Origin of the sequence: Klebsiella sp. V115_8 (genome assembly GCF_029967715.1) — a bacterium.
GTDB lineage: Bacteria > Pseudomonadota > Gammaproteobacteria > Enterobacterales > Enterobacteriaceae > Klebsiella > Klebsiella quasipneumoniae.
This window is the reverse complement of sequence record NZ_JASCAR010000033.1, coordinates 13,180-28,317: the sequence shown is the minus strand read 5'-3', so window position 1 is coordinate 28,317 and position 15,138 is coordinate 13,180. Positions and strand designations below refer to the sequence as shown.

The 15,138-nt window shown below is 61.0% G+C and carries 15 protein-coding genes; 11 read left to right on the top strand and 4 right to left on the bottom strand.

Translation table 11 applies throughout. The annotated features are described in order from the left end of the window. Positions 1-88 precede the first annotated feature (88 nt). From QLG03_RS15370 to QLG03_RS15350, 5 genes are all read left to right on the top strand, one after another. Entirely contained in the window at positions 89-913 is an 825-nt protein-coding gene (locus tag QLG03_RS15370) for an AraC family transcriptional regulator (RefSeq protein WP_255989597.1), read from the top strand. A gap of 151 nt (positions 914-1,064) precedes the next feature. Beyond that, positions 1,065-1,985 (top strand): dihydrodipicolinate synthase family protein, encoded by a 921-nt coding sequence (locus tag QLG03_RS15365; protein ID WP_004204197.1) that lies wholly within the window; start codon positions 1,065-1,067, stop codon positions 1,983-1,985. A 14-nt stretch (positions 1,986-1,999) separates the two neighbouring features. Then, entirely contained in the window at positions 2,000-3,604 is a 1,605-nt protein-coding gene (locus QLG03_RS15360; RefSeq protein ID WP_255989595.1) for an aldehyde dehydrogenase (NADP(+)), read from the top strand. Positions 3,605-3,619: 15 nt separating this feature from the next. Then, on the top strand, positions 3,620-5,221 hold the full coding sequence (locus QLG03_RS15355) for an APC family permease (protein ID WP_044525289.1): 1,602 nt from the start codon (positions 3,620-3,622) through the stop codon (positions 5,219-5,221). An 11-nt stretch (positions 5,222-5,232) separates the two neighbouring features. Continuing rightward, entirely contained in the window at positions 5,233-6,249 is a 1,017-nt protein-coding gene (locus tag QLG03_RS15350; RefSeq protein ID WP_087827565.1) for an Ldh family oxidoreductase, read from the top strand. A gap of 207 nt (positions 6,250-6,456) precedes the next feature. Here the strand turns inward: QLG03_RS15350 and QLG03_RS15345 are convergent, their stop codons facing one another. Further along, on the bottom strand, positions 6,457-7,677 hold the full coding sequence (locus QLG03_RS15345; protein WP_032454775.1) for an amino acid deaminase: 1,221 nt from the start codon (positions 7,675-7,677) through the stop codon (positions 6,457-6,459). Between the two features lie 43 nt (positions 7,678-7,720). Then, a complete protein-coding gene (locus tag QLG03_RS15340; RefSeq protein WP_255989591.1) occupies positions 7,721-7,900 on the bottom strand; it encodes a hypothetical protein in 180 nt (59 codons plus the stop codon). On the opposite strand from QLG03_RS15340, the gene QLG03_RS15335 reads away from it, so the two are divergent. The 5 genes from QLG03_RS15335 to QLG03_RS15315 all read left to right on the top strand — a co-directional run bounded on the left by QLG03_RS15335 (position 7,878) and on the right by QLG03_RS15315 (position 12,762). After that, positions 7,878-9,317 (top strand): D-aminoacylase, encoded by a 1,440-nt coding sequence (locus tag QLG03_RS15335; RefSeq protein ID WP_072421109.1) that lies wholly within the window; start codon positions 7,878-7,880, stop codon positions 9,315-9,317. The two genes, QLG03_RS15340 and QLG03_RS15335, sit on opposite strands and share 23 nt — an antisense overlap. A gap of 10 nt (positions 9,318-9,327) precedes the next feature. Next, entirely contained in the window at positions 9,328-9,720 is a 393-nt protein-coding gene (locus QLG03_RS15330; RefSeq protein WP_004204205.1) for a RidA family protein, read from the top strand. A gap of 102 nt (positions 9,721-9,822) precedes the next feature. Next, positions 9,823-11,307 carry a sodium:solute symporter family protein gene (locus QLG03_RS15325; protein WP_023291859.1) on the top strand — a complete coding sequence of 495 codons (1,485 nt, stop codon included), beginning with the start codon at positions 9,823-9,825 and terminating at the stop codon, positions 11,305-11,307. Continuing rightward, positions 11,304-12,176: a 2-dehydro-3-deoxygalactonokinase gene (locus tag QLG03_RS15320; RefSeq protein ID WP_274578650.1), complete on the top strand. Its 873-nt coding sequence runs from the start codon at positions 11,304-11,306 to the stop codon at positions 12,174-12,176. The genes QLG03_RS15325 and QLG03_RS15320 overlap by 4 nt, the downstream gene beginning before the upstream one ends. Then, the gene (locus tag QLG03_RS15315; protein WP_023291861.1) at positions 12,163-12,762 is read left to right on the top strand and encodes a 2-dehydro-3-deoxy-6-phosphogalactonate aldolase; all 600 of its coding nucleotides are present in this window, start codon (positions 12,163-12,165) and stop codon (positions 12,760-12,762) included. The genes QLG03_RS15320 and QLG03_RS15315 overlap by 14 nt, the downstream gene beginning before the upstream one ends. On the opposite strand, the gene QLG03_RS15310 is transcribed toward QLG03_RS15315, so the two are convergent. After that, entirely contained in the window at positions 12,759-13,622 is an 864-nt protein-coding gene (locus QLG03_RS15310; protein ID WP_032429092.1) for a MurR/RpiR family transcriptional regulator, read from the bottom strand. The genes QLG03_RS15315 and QLG03_RS15310 overlap by 4 nt on opposite strands. A 70-nt stretch (positions 13,623-13,692) precedes the next feature. Further along, positions 13,693-14,226, bottom strand: coding sequence for a GNAT family N-acetyltransferase (locus tag QLG03_RS15305; protein ID WP_050534042.1), 534 nt, complete (start codon positions 14,224-14,226; stop codon positions 13,693-13,695). 32 nt (positions 14,227-14,258) lie between these two features. Between QLG03_RS15305 and QLG03_RS15300 the strand changes: the two genes are divergently transcribed. Beyond that, positions 14,259-15,089 carry a GNAT family N-acetyltransferase gene (locus QLG03_RS15300; RefSeq protein ID WP_050534041.1) on the top strand — a complete coding sequence of 277 codons (831 nt, stop codon included), beginning with the start codon at positions 14,259-14,261 and terminating at the stop codon, positions 15,087-15,089. The last annotated feature ends 49 nt before the right edge of the window (positions 15,090-15,138 follow it).

Genomic DNA, 15,138 nt, shown 5'->3' with positions numbered 1-15,138 from the left:
TCCAGGATCGCAAAACCGGCGGTTGCCGCTTGAGGTGTTAACAGGAAGTGAATAAATATCCTTCGGTCACTTACCATGAGGAAGCCCTATGTTCGGTGTGTCTGAAGCGGCGCCGCCGCGCGCTGTTAATCAACCGGAGCTGGCGGTCGATGAGCTGAGCCAGATCTGCGAAGGGCTGGCGCGCCAGCGGCCGGAGAATATGGCGGCGCTGCTCAATGCCCTGGCGCTGATCGCCCCTCTGCTCAATGCCATCCCCAACGTGGTCTTTTTTATCAAAGACAGCGAAGCGCGTTATCTGCTGGCGAATCTGACGCTGGCCCGCCGCTGCGGTTTCAAAACCGTCTCCTCGCTGCTGGGGAAAACCTCCGCCGACGTCTTTCCTTCCGCGCTGGGTCAGGGTTACACCGAACAGGATCTTCGGGTATTGCGGGAGGGCGTGACCCTGCGCGACCAGCTGGAAATGCATCTCTACAATGGCCGGGAACGCGGCTGGTGCCTGACGCAGAAGCTGGCGCTGCGCGATGTCCGCGGACAGGTGATCGGCATGGCCGGGATCTCTCACGATCTGCAGGAGGCCCACGCCCGCCATCCGGCGTGGCAGCGGCTGGCGATCGTCGACGATCATATCCGCCGCCACTATCACCGGCCGATCGCCATGGAAGAGCTGACCGCCTTGAGCGGGATGTCGATTGCGCAGATCGAGCGCTACTGCAAACGGATCTTTCATCTCACGCCGCGGCAGATGATCCACAAAGTGCGTCTGGAAAAAGCCACCGAATTGCTGGCCGGCGACACGCCGATTACCGATATCGCCTTGCAGTGCGGCTATACCGATCACAGCGCCTTCAGCCGCCAGTTCAAAGCGATGACCGGTTCGACGCCGCGCGATTTTCGCCTGACGCTGCAGGGATAACGGCTGGCTCACACTTTTGTCGACTGTGCTAATTTCGTCATCGGATTAAGGGAAAACCGACAAGCCGCCGGTTCCGCGACGCGTCAATCTGTCAGTGAATATTCACCAATCATTCACATCGACTTAACAAAATGACGACAAGGAACCGAGCATGAGCAATAAAGCGATTCACTGGAGCGGCGTATTCCCGGCGGTGAGCACGCAGTTTCGTAGCGATTACTCCCTCGATTTAGACGCCACCCACGCGGTGATGAAAAACCTGGTCAAAGATGGCGTTTCCGGGCTGGTGGTGTGCGGCAGCGTAGGGGAGAACACCTCCCTGAGCACTGATGAAAAATTGCAGATTATCGAGGTGGCGAAAGATGCCGCCGGCGGCAAAATTCCGGTGATCGCCGGGGTGGCCGAGTTCACCACCGCCTTTGCCCAGAAGATGGCGAAAGAGGCGGAGCGCGTCGGCGTCGACGGGATCATGGTGATGCCGGCGCTGGTCTACTCCTCAAAACCGCATGAAACCGCCGCTCACTTCCGCAGCGTGGCCACTGCCACCGACCTGCCGATCATGGTCTACAACAACCCGCCGATTTACAAAAACGACGTGACGCCGGACATTCTCGCCACCCTGACCGATTGCGACAACATCGTCTGCTTTAAAGACTCCTCCGGCGATACCCGCCGCTTTATCGACCTGCGTAACACCGTTGGCGACCGCTTCGTGCTGTTTGCCGGGCTGGATGACGTGGTGGTGGAAAGCATCGCCGTCGGCGCGGAAGGGTGGATCTCCGGAATGTCCAACGCCTTCCCGCGCGAAGGGGAAACGTTATTCCGTCTCGCCCGCCAACAGCGTTACGAAGAAGCGATGGCGCTGTACCGCTGGTTCATGCCGCTGCTGCATCTCGATGCACGTCCGGATTTGGTGCAGTGCATCAAACTGTGCGAAGAGCTACTCGGACGCGGCAGCGCTGTGACCCGTCCGCCGCGTCTGGCGCTGGAAGGCGAAACGCGCCAGCAGGTGGTGGCGATCGTGGAACAGGCGCTGGCGACTCGTCCTGCCCTGCCGGACGTTGGCCTCTGAGCACAGGAGTCAGTATGAATGCATCTCAAACCACGGCGGGACGGCAGTTTATCGCCGGACGCCGCGTTGCCAGCGGCGAAGCGACGCTATTGAGCCTGCGGGCGGTGGATGGCGAGTCCACCGGCCATCGCTTTTATCCGGCTTCCCGCGCGGAGGCTGCCCAGGCCGCGGAGGCGGCGCAGCAGGCGTTTGCCGTTTATTCACAGACCGCGCCGCAGCAGCGGGCGCACTTTCTCTGCGCCATTGCCGATGAACTGGACGCGCTGGGGGAGGCGTTTTTTGCTATCGCCGAACAGGAGACCGCGCTGCCGCTGGCGCGGCTGCAGGGCGAGCGGGCGCGAACCAGCGGCCAGCTGCGGATGTTTGCTGGCGTGATCCTGCGCGGGGATACCTTCGCCGCCCGTATTGATACCGCCTTAGCCGACCGTCAGCCGCTGCCGCGCCCGGACCTGCGTCAATATCAGCAGGCGTTAGGGCCGGTGGCGGTGTTTGGCGCCAGCAACTTTCCGTTGGCCTTTTCCACCGCTGGCGGCGATACCGCCTCGGCGCTGGCGGCTGGCTGCCCGGTGGTGGTGAAAGCCCATGCGGGCCATATGGCCACCGCCGAGCTGACCGCTGACGCGATCGTCCGGGCGGTCGCGCGGTGTGGGTTACCCGGCGGCGTATTCAATATGATTTTCGGGACGGATATCGGCGCCGAATTAGTTCGCCATCCAGCGATTCAGGCCGTTGGCTTTACCGGCTCGCTGGCCGGCGGTAAGGCGCTATATCAGCTGGCGCAGCAGCGCCCGCAGCCAATCCCGCTGTTTGCTGAAATGTCGGCGATTAACCCGCTGATTATTCTGCCGCAGGCGCTGCAGACGCGGGCCGAGGCGCTGGCGAACGCGCTGGTGGCGTCATTTACCCTCGGCGGCGGCCAGTTCTGTACCCGTCCGGGACTGATTCTGGCGCTGCGCGGCGCCGGACTGGAACGCTTTAAGTCGGCGCTGTGCGCGGCGGTAGCGGGCTGCGCGCCGCAGGTGTTGCTCAATGCGCCGACCCTTCAGCACTACCGCCAGGGCGTGGCGGCGCTGGCGGCGCATCCGCGTATCGAGAGGCTGGCGAGCGGCCTCGCCGCCGGCGCCGGGCAGGCGCAAACCCAGCTGTGGCAGGCTCAGGTCGAGGATCTGCTGGCGCAGGATACGCTGCTCCAGACCGAAGTTTTCGGCCCGCTATCGTTGCTGGTGGAAGTGGACGACGCGGCCCAACTGCAGGCGGTGGTGAAAGCGCTGCAAGGACAGCTCACCGCGACGCTGCACGCGGAAGCGGACGACGGCCCGCTGGCGGCGAGTCTGCTACCGCTGCTGTGCGAGAAGGCCGGACGGGTGCTGTTTAACGGTTATCCCACCGGCGTGGAAGTGTGCGATGCGATGGTCCACGGCGGCCCATGGCCGGCGACGACCGATGCGCGCGGGACGTCGGTCGGCAGCCGGGCGATTGAGCGTTTTCTGCGCCCGGTCTGCCTGCAGAATGCGCCGGCCGCCCTGTTACCGCCGGCGCTGCAGGATGCGAACCCTTTAAACCTGCTGCGCCTGGTCAACGGCCAGTGGACCCGGGAAGCGATTTCCTCCTCTCATTGACGCAAGGGCATCACCATGACCATTCACACTACGCATAACAGTCAAACCCGCGTTGCGGAGTCGGGTAAGTTTAAAAAACAGCTGACCCTGACCGACCTCACCTTTATCGGCCTGGGGGCGATCTTCGGCTCCGGATGGTTATTCGCCGCCAGCCATGTGGCATCCATTGCCGGTCCGGCTGGTATCGCGTCGTGGGTGATCGGCGGCTTTGCGGTGCTACTGCTGGGGATTGTCTACTGCGAGCTGGGGGCGGCGCTGCCGCGCGCCGGCGGCATTATTCGTTACCCGGTCTTTTCCCACGGCGAGCTGATGGGTTATCTGCTGGGGTTCATCACCCTGATCGCCTTCTCCAGCCTGATCTCGATAGAAATTGTCGCCGCCCGGCAATATGCCGCGGCCTGGTTTCCGGCGCTGACCCAGCCGGGCTCCAGCTCGCCGACGCTGCTGGGGTGGGGGGTGCAGTTCCTGCTGCTCTGTTTCTTCTTCGCGCTGAACTACTACAGCGTCAAGACCTTCGCCCGCTCGAACAACTTCATCAGCGTGCTCAAGTTTCTGGTGCCGCTGCTGGTGGTGGTCACGCTGTTCGCCTTCTTTAAACCTGAGAACCTGCATGCTCAGGGCATTGCGCCGTTTGGTATGTCCGGGGTGGAAGCGGCGATCAGCGCCGGGGGAATTATCTTCGCCTATCTGGGACTGACGCCGATTATCTCGGTGGCCAGCGAAGTACAAAAGCCACAGCGGACTATCCCTATCGCGTTGATTTTATCAGTGGTGCTGTCGACGATTATCTACGTGCTGCTGCAGCTGGCGTTCCTTGGCAGTATCCCCACCGAGATGCTGAACGGCGGTTGGGCCGAAGTGAGCAAACAGTTCTCGCTGCCGTATCGCGATATCGCCATTACCCTCGGCATGGGCTGGCTGGCCTTTATGGTGATAAGCGATGCGATCATCTCCCCGAGCGGCACCGGCAATATCTATATGAACGCGACGCCGCGGGTGATCTACGGCTGGGCGAAGGCGGGTACTTTCTTTAAAGCCTTTACCCATATTGATAAAGCGTCCGGTATTCCGCGCCCGGCGCTGTGGCTGACCTTTGGGCTGTCGATTTTCTGGACGCTGCCGTTCCCCTCCTGGGAACAGCTGATAAGCGTGGTGTCGGCGGCCCTGGTGCTGAGCTACGCCATCGCCCCGGTGACCGCCGCCGGGCTGCGCCGCAACGCCCCGGATCTGCCGCGGCCGTTCCGCGTGCGCGCCTTCGGCATCATCGGCCCGGTGTCGTTTATGGTCTCGGCGCTGATCGTCTACTGGTCCGGCTGGAATACGCTCTCGTGGCTGCTGGGGCTGCAGATCGTGATGTTTGTGGTGTATGTGATGTGCAAAGGCAAGGTGCCGGAACATACCGTGAGCCTGGCGCAGCAGGTGAAGTCTTCGCTGTGGCTGATCGCTTTTTATGCGTTGATTATCCTCTTTTCCTGGCTGGGCAGCTTCGGCGGGCTTAATGTTATTGGTCACCCCTGGGATACGGTGCTGGTGGCGGCGATGTCGCTGGGGATTTATTACTGGGGCGCGCGCAGCTGTCTGCCGCAGGCTAATTTTAGCGGAGACGAAGAAGAGTAAAGGAGAACAGTATGGGGTCGGTAACCCTATCGTTACCAGAAGCTTATGATCTGGCGCTGGCGGTGCTCAGCGCCAATGGATTCAGCGCCGACCACGCGGCGGCCATCGCCCGTAACGTGGCTGCCGGGGAGCGCGACGGCTGCGCTTCCCACGGCCTGTGGCGGCTGTTGGGCATTGTCGATACCTTGCGTAAAGGTAAGGTTTCGCCTGATGCCGAGCCGCAGATCCACGACCAGGCGCCGGCGATTGTGCGGGCGGATGCCGGGGGCGCCTTTTCGCTGCTGGCCTACGAACGCGCGCTGCCGCTGCTGCTGGAGAAAGCGCGGCACAGCGGTATTGCGGCGCTGGCGATTAACCGCTGCGTCCATTTTTCCGCGTTGTTTGCCGATATTGAGCCGTTGACTGAGGCAGGGCTGGTGGGGCTGGCCTGTACGCCAAGCCATGCCTGGGTCGCCCCGGCGGGCGGCACCCGTCCGCTGTTCGGCACCAACCCTATCGCCTTTGGCTGGCCGCGGCGGGAGGAGCCGCCGTTTATTGTTGATATGGCGACCAGCGCCGCGGCGCGCGGCGAGATCCAGCTGCATCAGCGCGCCGGCAAAGCGCTACCGGAAGGGTGGGGAATCGACAGCCAGGGGCAGCCGACTACCGATGCCACAGAGGTACTGAACGGCGCGATGTTAACCTTCGGCGGCCATAAGGGCTCGGCGCTGGCGGCAATGGTTGAGCTGCTGGCCGGGCCGCTTATTGGCGATATGACCAGCGCCGAATCGCTGGCGTGGGATAACGGCGCGGGAGGTCTCCCCTACGGCGGCGAGCTTATCCTGGCGCTGGATCCGCAGCGCTTTCTCGGCGCGCAGGCACAGGAGCAGCTGGCGCGCGCCGAAACCCTGTTCAGAGGGATGCAGGAGCAAGGGGCACGGTTACCGGGAGAGCGGCGGTTCGCCTGTCGCCAGCAGAGTGAGCAGCAGGGGGTCGTCATCAGTGGTTCACTGCATGATGAGATTTGCGCCTTGCGCCAGGGCGGGTAAGGCGCAAATCGCCGTCCCCCGGGACATCCCCCGGCTTGCGCTACGCTTAGCCGGGCTACCGAACGTCGCGGGTTGTGTAGCCCGGGCAAGGCGCGAAGCGCCGCCACCGGGGCATCCCCCGGCTTGCGCTACGTTTAGCCGGGCTACTGAACGTCGCGGGTTGTGTAGCCCGGGTAAGGCGCGGAGCGCCGTCACCCGGGATGCCTGTCAAAACAGCGTCTCGAGCTCGTCCAGCACGTTGTAGTCGTCATCGACCAGCAGCAACGTCTTCCACTTATCAAAGGTCAGACACGGGTGCGAGGTGCCGAACAGCAGAATATCGCCGACCTGCACATCGCTGCCCGGCGCCAGGCGCAGCATACAGTGCTGATCCATGATGCCGATGCTGACGATCGACTCAGCGCGCAGCGCTAACTCCCTGCCGTGACGATAATGGGCGATCGGCTGCGGCAGCCCGGCGTCGAAGGCGCAGTCGCGCTTGCCGAAATTCACCACCGCACGATCTGCCTCCGGCACCGATTGCACCATTGCCATCAGCTCCAGCGCTGAAGTGAGATCGCCGGCGAGATCGCAGGCAATCGGATCGCGGGCGATCAGCGCTTGTTGGGCGAGATCGTAGATCCCGCGATCGTGGGTGATATAACAGCCAGGGCGAATGACGATACGGCAGCGGCGCGGTTTTGCCGCCGCCAGCCAGATGTTGCACACCACGTCATACCAGACGGTGCCCGCGCCGGTGAGAATAAATTCGCCGTCAACCAGCGGCTCCATGCGGCAGGCTAGCGCTGCAGCCTGTTGTAATAGCGCTTCCACCTGCGGTTGCGGATCGTCGCCGTGCAGGACCCCTTCATACAATTCCAGACCGCGTAGCCGTAGCCCCGGCAGGTCGCTGACCCGCTGCGCCAATGCCAGCGCGTCATCCACGCTACGACAGCCGCAGCGCCCGCCCGGCACGCCAAGTTCAATCAGCACATCCAGCGTTTGCCCCTGGGCGGCGAAGAACGCGGAGAGGGCGCGCACGTTGGCCTCGCTATCGACACAGCAGATAAAATCCACTGCCCGGTAGTGGGCTTTTAGCTGCGCGACCACCTGCATATTGGCCTTACCGACCAGCTGATTGACCATCAGGACGCGCTGGATGCCGCTGGCCATCGCCGCGCTGGCCTGCCAGGCGCTGCCCACGCCGATCCCCCACGCTCCCGCTCGCTGCTGCGCCTGAAATATCCATGGCGTCATTGTCGTTTTACCATGCGGCGCCAGCGATACGCCGCGGGCATCGGCGTAGCGCTGCATCCATGAAATATTATTTTCCAGCGCCGACTTTTTTAGCAGCGCGGCAGGCAGACAGCCCTCTTCCGCCAGCAGATTAGCCGGCGCGGACATGAGGGCGGATTTATGCGGAATGAGCGGTGCTGAATGGTATTTCATAACACTATCCTTTCAGGGGTTATAATCGGTTAGTCTCTTGGTATCATTTATAACTATTTGATAAATATAGTTTTAATATAAAAATGTTATTCATTTTGAATAAAAGTATCACAAAATGATCTGGGTTTTGCGTAGTTTTCCACTGTTTTTTGCACTTGTAAATGGTTAACTTGTCGGTATGTCGAAAGGGAGTAATTGCTATGAAAGTTGACTGGCTTTTCAAAAACGTCACGGTGATCGACGGGAGCGGCGGGCCGCAATACCGTGCTGATGTGGCGGTGAAGGGCGACCGAATAATGGCTATCGCCCCGGCGCTTGACGTCGCGGCGGAGCAGGTGATTGATGGCCAGGGGCGGGTACTGGCGCCTGGCTTTATCGATGTTCACACCCATGACGATATCAACGTCATCCGCATGCCGGAGTATCTGCCTAAGCTCAGCCAGGGGGTGACAACCGTGATCGTCGGCAACTGTGGGATCAGCGCGGCAACCGCCACCATGCGCGGCGAGGTGCCAGACCCGATGAATCTTCTCGGCGAACGACAGCACTTTATCTATCCCACCGTCGAAGCCTATGCCCATGCGGTAGAGGCCGCGCGACCCTCGCTTAACGTCGGGACGCTGATTGGGCACACCGCGCTGCGCAATAACCATATGGATGACCTGTTCCGCCCGGCGAGCGAGACGGAAATCGCCGGCATGCGCATACAGTTGCGCGATGCGCTACGGCAGGGCGCTTTAGGATTGAGCACGGGACTTGCCTACGCCAGCGCCTTCCAGTCGACCACCGAAGAAGTGATGGCGCTCGCTGAGGAGTTGACGGCAGAGGGGGGAATTTACACCACCCACCTGCGTTCGGAGTTCGAGCCGATTCTGGAGGCGCTCGACGAGGCGTTCCGCATTGGTCGCCACGGCAACGTGCCGGTGGTGGTCTCGCACCATAAGTGCGCCGGCGCGAAAAACTGGGGTCGCACGAAGGAGACGCTGGCTTTCTTCGATGAGATGCGCCAGCGCCAGGAGATCGCCTGTGACTGTTACCCCTATTCCGCCAGCTCGTCGACGCTGGATATGAAGCAGGTCACCGATGAGTTCGATATCGTCATCACCTGGTCGGAAGCACAGCCCGAGCAGGCCGGAAAAACGCTGCAGCAGATCGCCGATGAATGGCAGGTGAGCCTGCACGACGCCGCGGCGCGGCTGATGCCGGCAGGCGCTATTTATTACAACATGGACGAGCAGGACGTACGGCGGGTGCTGGGTTATCCGGTGACCATGATTGGCTCCGACGGGCTGCCGAACGACCCGATGCCGCATCCGCGGCTGTGGGGCGCGTTTCCGCGGGTCCTGGGCCACTACTGCCGCGATGAACGCCTGTTTCCGCTGACTACCGCGATCCACAAAATGACCGGGCTGTCGTCGGCGCGCTTCCAGCTGGCGGATCGTGGGCTGGTAAAAGTGGGCTACTACGCCGACCTGGTGCTGTTTGACCCGCTGACGGTGCGCGATGTCGCCAGTTTCTCCGACCCGAAACGTCCGGCGGACGGTATTGAGGCGGTGATGGTTAACGGCGTGATGAGCTACGGCAGCGACAAAAAGATTATCGGGCGCGCGGGGCGTTTCCTGCGCCGCCGAATGAACTGAGGAGTGAAAAATGAGTATTAAACGTTATGGCGTAGAGGGCGGTACCGGTACCGGCGGGCAGCACCTGCCGTTCGCGCGGGCGGTGGAAGCGGGAGGCTGGCTGTACGTCTCCGGCCAGACGCCGATGAAGGACGGGGAAGTGGTGGAAGGCGGGATTGTCGACCAGTCGCGTCTGGCGATTCAGAACTGCGTAGATATCATGACCGAAGCGGGCTACACCCTGGCCGACGTGGTGCATGTTAAAGTGATCCTCACCGATGCGCGCTATTTTCAGTCTTTCAATAAAGTCTTCCGCGAGTTCTTTGGCGACAACCCGCCTGCCCGCATCTGCTGCGTAGCGGACCTGGTGGTGGATTGTAAAGTCGAAGTGGATGTGACCTGTTATAACGCTTCTCGCGCATAAAAAGTTAGTAACCAGAAATATAAACAGTCATTTTGAGCGCTGAAATAATTCAGCGCTTCGTAGCCTTTTACCTTTACAAAATTAACTGGCAGGATGTGAATTATGAATAGTCATGTCTTTTTAGTCGGCTTTATTATTTACGCGTTGGCCATGATTTGGCTTGGCTGGTACGTGTCCCGTCATCAAAAAAGCGGTGAGGATTTTTTACTCGGCGGCCGTTCTTTGCCGCTGTTCCTGACGCTGGGGTCTACCGTGGCGACCATGGTGGGAACCGGTTCAAGTATGGGCGCTGTCGGCTTCGGCTACAGCAATGGATGGGCCGGGATGCTCTACGGCGTGGGCGGCGCCATTGGTATTTTACTGGTGGCCTGGCTGTTTGCGCCAGTGCGCAAGCTGCGCTTTATGACCATGAGCGAAGAGCTTTCTTATTACACAGGGGGCAGCCATTTAATTAAAAACCTCGTCGGGATAATGATATTTATTGCCTCAATTGGCTGGCTGGGGGCGCATATTCTTGGCGGGAGTATGTATTTAGCCTGGGCGACAGGAATTAATCTGACGGTGGCAAAAATTATTATTGCCATGGCGTTTGCGATTTACGTCATTATCGGCGGTTATTCTGCTGTGGTGTGGACAGACACCATTCAGGCATTAATTCTGTTTTTCGGTTTTATCCTGATGGCGATTCTGGCGGTGGTTCACGTCGGGGGATGGGATGCCATCGTTCAGGCAATGGATCCCAAGGCGATGAGCCTGTTTGCGGTCGATAAGTTGGGGACCATTCCGGCGCTATCGCTGGCGATGGTCATCGGCGTCGGCGTGCTGGCGACCCCTTCCTATCGCCAGCGTATTTACTCGGGAAAAGACGTCTCTTCGGTGCGGCGCTCGTTTGTCTATACCGGCGTGCTGTATCTGTTTTTCTCGGTGCTGCCGGCGATCATCGGCATGGCGGCCTGGACGATGAACCCCAATCTTGAGAACAGTAACTACGCCTTCCTGTTCGCCACCAGCTTCTTACCGGCGATCCTCGGGCTGGTGGTCCTGATTGCCGGACTTTCCGCCACCATGTCTTCGGCCAGCTCCGATGCGATAGCCGCCGTGGCCATCATGATGCGGGATGTCTATACCCTCGTTACCGGAAAAATGCCGCCGGCGCATAAGGCGATAACGCTCTCTCGCTGGATGCTGGCGTTCGTCATCGGCCTGGCGATGATCTTCGCCCTGACCTCGAACGATATCATCAGCTATATCACCAAAATGATCTCCATGCTGATGTCCGGGCTCTTCGTCTGTTCCATTCTCGGCCGCTTCTGGCTGCGCTTTAACTGGCAGGGGGCGCTCACCGCGCTGCTGAGCGGCATGCTGGTGTCTATTGTGGTTCTGGTTAAGGCCGACTGGCTGGCTTACTGGGGCAATCCGTGCATTCCGTCGGTCGTTGGCAGCTTTGTTTCCGCTATTTTTGTCACCGTCATGACGCCAGCCAGCAAAATCAGCCGTCAGCAGGCGCTGGAAATGATTACCCAGGAGCGGGAAGGGGAGGCGATCCCGGCGAAGACGGCGGTGCAGATCTCAGGAGAAGCACAATGAAGGATTATATTGCCGTCGACTGGGGCTCTACCCAGCTGCGCGGCTGGCTGATTCGCAACGGCAAGTGCGTCGAAACGAAGCAGCTGCCGCTGGGTATTACCCGCCTGAACGGACGATCGCCTGCCGATGTATTCGCGGAGCATTTGGCCCCCTGGCGCGGCGCACAGGCGCTGCCGGTGCTGATGGCCGGGATGATCGGCAGCGACGCGGGCTGGCAGGCGGTGCCGTATCTGGACTGTCCGGCGGCGATCGACGCGCCTGGGCGGCAGTTATGCGCCGTTGCTGAAGGCGTGTGGATTATTCCCGGCCTCAAGATTGAACAGGACCGGGATTTCAACGTGATGCGCGGCGAAGAGACGCAGCTGCTGGGGGCCTGCCAGCTGGCGCCGGCGGAGTGTTACGTGCTGCCGGGCACCCACTGCAAATGGGTCCAGGTGGCGGGCGGCGCGGTGCGTTATTTTGCCACGGCGATGACCGGCGAACTGCATCATCTGCTGATGTCGCAATCGCTGATCGGCAAAGGGCTGCCTGCCCAGCAGCCGGACGAGGCGGCGTTTGAACGGGGGCTGGAAAAAGGGCTGGCGCAGCCGTCGCTGATTAGCGAACTGTTTGTCGCCAGGGCCGCCCGGGTGCTGGGCGGTCTGGCGGCGAGCTCGGTCAGCGATTATCTCTCCGGGCTGCTGATTGGCGCGGAGGTGGCGACCCTGGGGCAGCGTTTCCGTGCTTCTGCCGTCACGCTGGTTGGCGACCCGGCGCTGAATGCCCGCTACGGTCGGGCGATGAAGGCGCGCGGAATGACGGTTAACAGCTGCAGTGGCGATGAGGCATTGCTGGCTGGCATGGCGAGGATAATGCATGAACAAGATTAAGCTGGTGGCGATTTTACGCGGCATTCAACCCGCTGAGGCGGCAGATCATATTGAGACGCTAATCAATGCAGGCTTTCGCTATATCGAAATCCCGCTCAATTCGCCAGACTGGCAGCAGAGTATTCCGCAGATGGTTGCGCGGTTTGGCGAGCAGGCGATGATAGGCGCGGGAACGGTACTGCGCGTGGAACAGGTCGATTTTCTCGCTGAGGCCGGGGCGAAGCTTATTGTGACGCCGAATACCCAGCCTGCGGTGATCCGTCAGGCCGTGGCGCACGGAATGCAGGTTTGTGCCGGATGCGCCACCGCGACTGAGGCGTTTAACGCGCTGGATGCCGGGGCGCAGTGGCTGAAGATATTTCCGTCTTCTGCTTTCGGTCCGGACTACATTCGGGCGTTGAAAGCGGTGCTGCCGTCGGAGGTGCCGGTGCTGGCGGTGGGCGGCGTGACGCCGGAAAATCTGGCAACCTGGATGCGGGCTGGGTGCGCCGGAGCCGGTCTGGGCAGCGATCTGTATCGCGCCGGACAGGCCGTGGAACGTACCCGCCTGCAGGCGGAGAGGTTTATCGCCGCTGCCGGTGGCTAGTCGCCAAGAGGCTGTCGATCGACGCCGCCGCGGTGGCTGTCGAGGGCCAGCTTAATACGACGTAATTTGCCTTTTGCCTGAGTTTTGTTGGCCATCGCCAGTTCGGTGGCCAGCACATCGACCATCGCCAGCATCGCATAACGCGAAGTGCTGGGCTTGAAGATATAGTCGTTTTCCCGCACCAGCAGCGGCAGCACCAGATCCGCCTGCTCAGCCAGCGGCGTCCCGGCGGGGGTAATCGCAATGACCTTCGCGCCGTACTGGCTGGCAATCGCCGCGCTCTCGATAATCTCCGGGGTATAGCCGCCCAGAGACAGCACAATCACCACATCCTGCGGCGTCACCGCCGAGCTCATCATGCGTACCAGCAGACCGTCGCTCTGACTGACGACCGGAAGACCAAGACGAAACAGGCGATATTGAATCTCCTGAGCGCAGATGGTTGACCCGCCGCCCATTCCAAGGGCGAGGATCTGCCGCGCTGCACTCAACCAGCTCACCGCACGCTTCAACGCCTCGATATCCAGCGCCCGGCGATTGGTCTCCAGCACGCTGATGATTGACTCATAGATCCCCTGTACGCCTTCGAGGTCCGGAACATCGAGGATAAACCGCTGGCCGACCGCAAGGGATTGCGCAAGCTTCATCTTCAGCTCACGGACGTCTTTACAGCCGAGCGCCCGGGCAAAACGGGTGACCGACGCCTGGCTGGTCTGAGTCAGACGCGCTATCTCGGCGATGGGTAGCTCCGCCGCCGCCGCGACATCATCGAGAATAAACTGCGCGATGCGCTTTTCGGTCGCCGTGAGCTCCACAAAGCGATCGGTAATACAGGAAATAATATCAATTGACCAGGACATACGGGTAGCAACAGGTAAGTTTTGATTGGTACTTTGTACCATATATCGCCGCTAAATTCAGCGCTGGCGTCTACAACGCCAGGCGCATGGCGCAGCGCGTCTCCGGCGGCAGTCCGTGCCGGGTCTCCTGTTCTCTTTTCGCCGCCAGCCCGGCGGGCAGGGTCAGCTCATCGAGTATGGCGAATCCCAGGCGGGTATAAAACGGCGCATTCCACGGCACTTCGCGGAAGGTGGTGAGGGTCACCGCCGGGTAAGCCATTTGCCGGGCGCGCTCGATAACCTGCTCCAGCAGCATCCGCCCGATGCCCTTATGCTGCCAGGCCTGGTGGACGGCGATTTCGGCGATAAATAAGGCATCGTCGAGCGGTTCGGTAAGAATAAAACCAACCGGCTGCCCGGCGGCTACCGCCAGCAGACTATGTTCCGTTTCCAGATAATCATGATGGCGCGCAACGCTAATCACCTCGCTGTCCGCCAGCCAGGCGAGAGCGGGGATCTGACGAAATGCCTGAGCGGCGGAACGTTCAATGGCCGGCAGAAGGGCGATATCACTCTCCTCGGTCAGGCGTAATCCGGCGCCGGCAGTTATAGTGTTAGTTTTCATCACCTGAGCATAGCAGTCTTCGGGAGAAAAATATGGAGCTGACCGCCGTTCCCGCCACGCAGTTCAGCAGCGTGCAGTTAACGGATATTCTTAACGCCTGTTTTGAAGCCTATATGGTACCGGTGACCCAGTCGGTGGAGGGATTTGTTCAGCGCTTTAGCGCCGAGGGGATGAGCCTGATCGATTCCCGCGTCTGGCTGGCCGGAGATGAACCGGCGGCGATCGCGATCGTCGCGCGTCGGGGGAATATGGCTCGCCTGGCGGCCTTTGCCCTGCGCCCGGCCTGGCGCGGCAAAGGTCTTGGGCGGAAATTGATGCAGGAGCTGCTGACGTTTCTGCAGCAGCAGGAGATCGAGACGGTTTCCCTGGAGGTGATCCGCGATAACCACGCGGCCGTCGCGCTGTATCAGTCGTTAGGCTTTACGCGGCGCTATGGGCTCTGCGGCTACCTGAGCGCAGAGCCTCTGGCTGCGGCGCCTGGCGTGTTACAGCCTTATCCGATCCTGGCACTGCTTCGACGCGCCGTTGAGGAGAGTAACAGTCAGCTCCCCTGGCTGATGGATCCGCTTACCTTCGCCACCCTGCCATGCCGCGTCGTGACCCTGGAACAGCGCGCCTTCGCGGTACTGAGCACCTCGGGCTCACGGCCTGTACTGCAGTTTTTATGGGTGGAACCCGCCGCCCGTCGCCAGGGGCTGGCGCAAGCGCTGCTGATGGCGCTGGCGCAGCAGTTCCCGGGGATCGGCACGTCGGTGACGGTCCCGGAAACCTTTACGCCGCTGTTTGCCGCGGCGGGGTATGCGCCGCTATCGCTGCAGCAGTATGAAATGACGATGGAGTGTGCCGCAGCGAAGTCCGCTTAGGCGGGAGTGTGCGCTGGGCCGCAAAAAACAGCACGGGGCGTCGATAAGC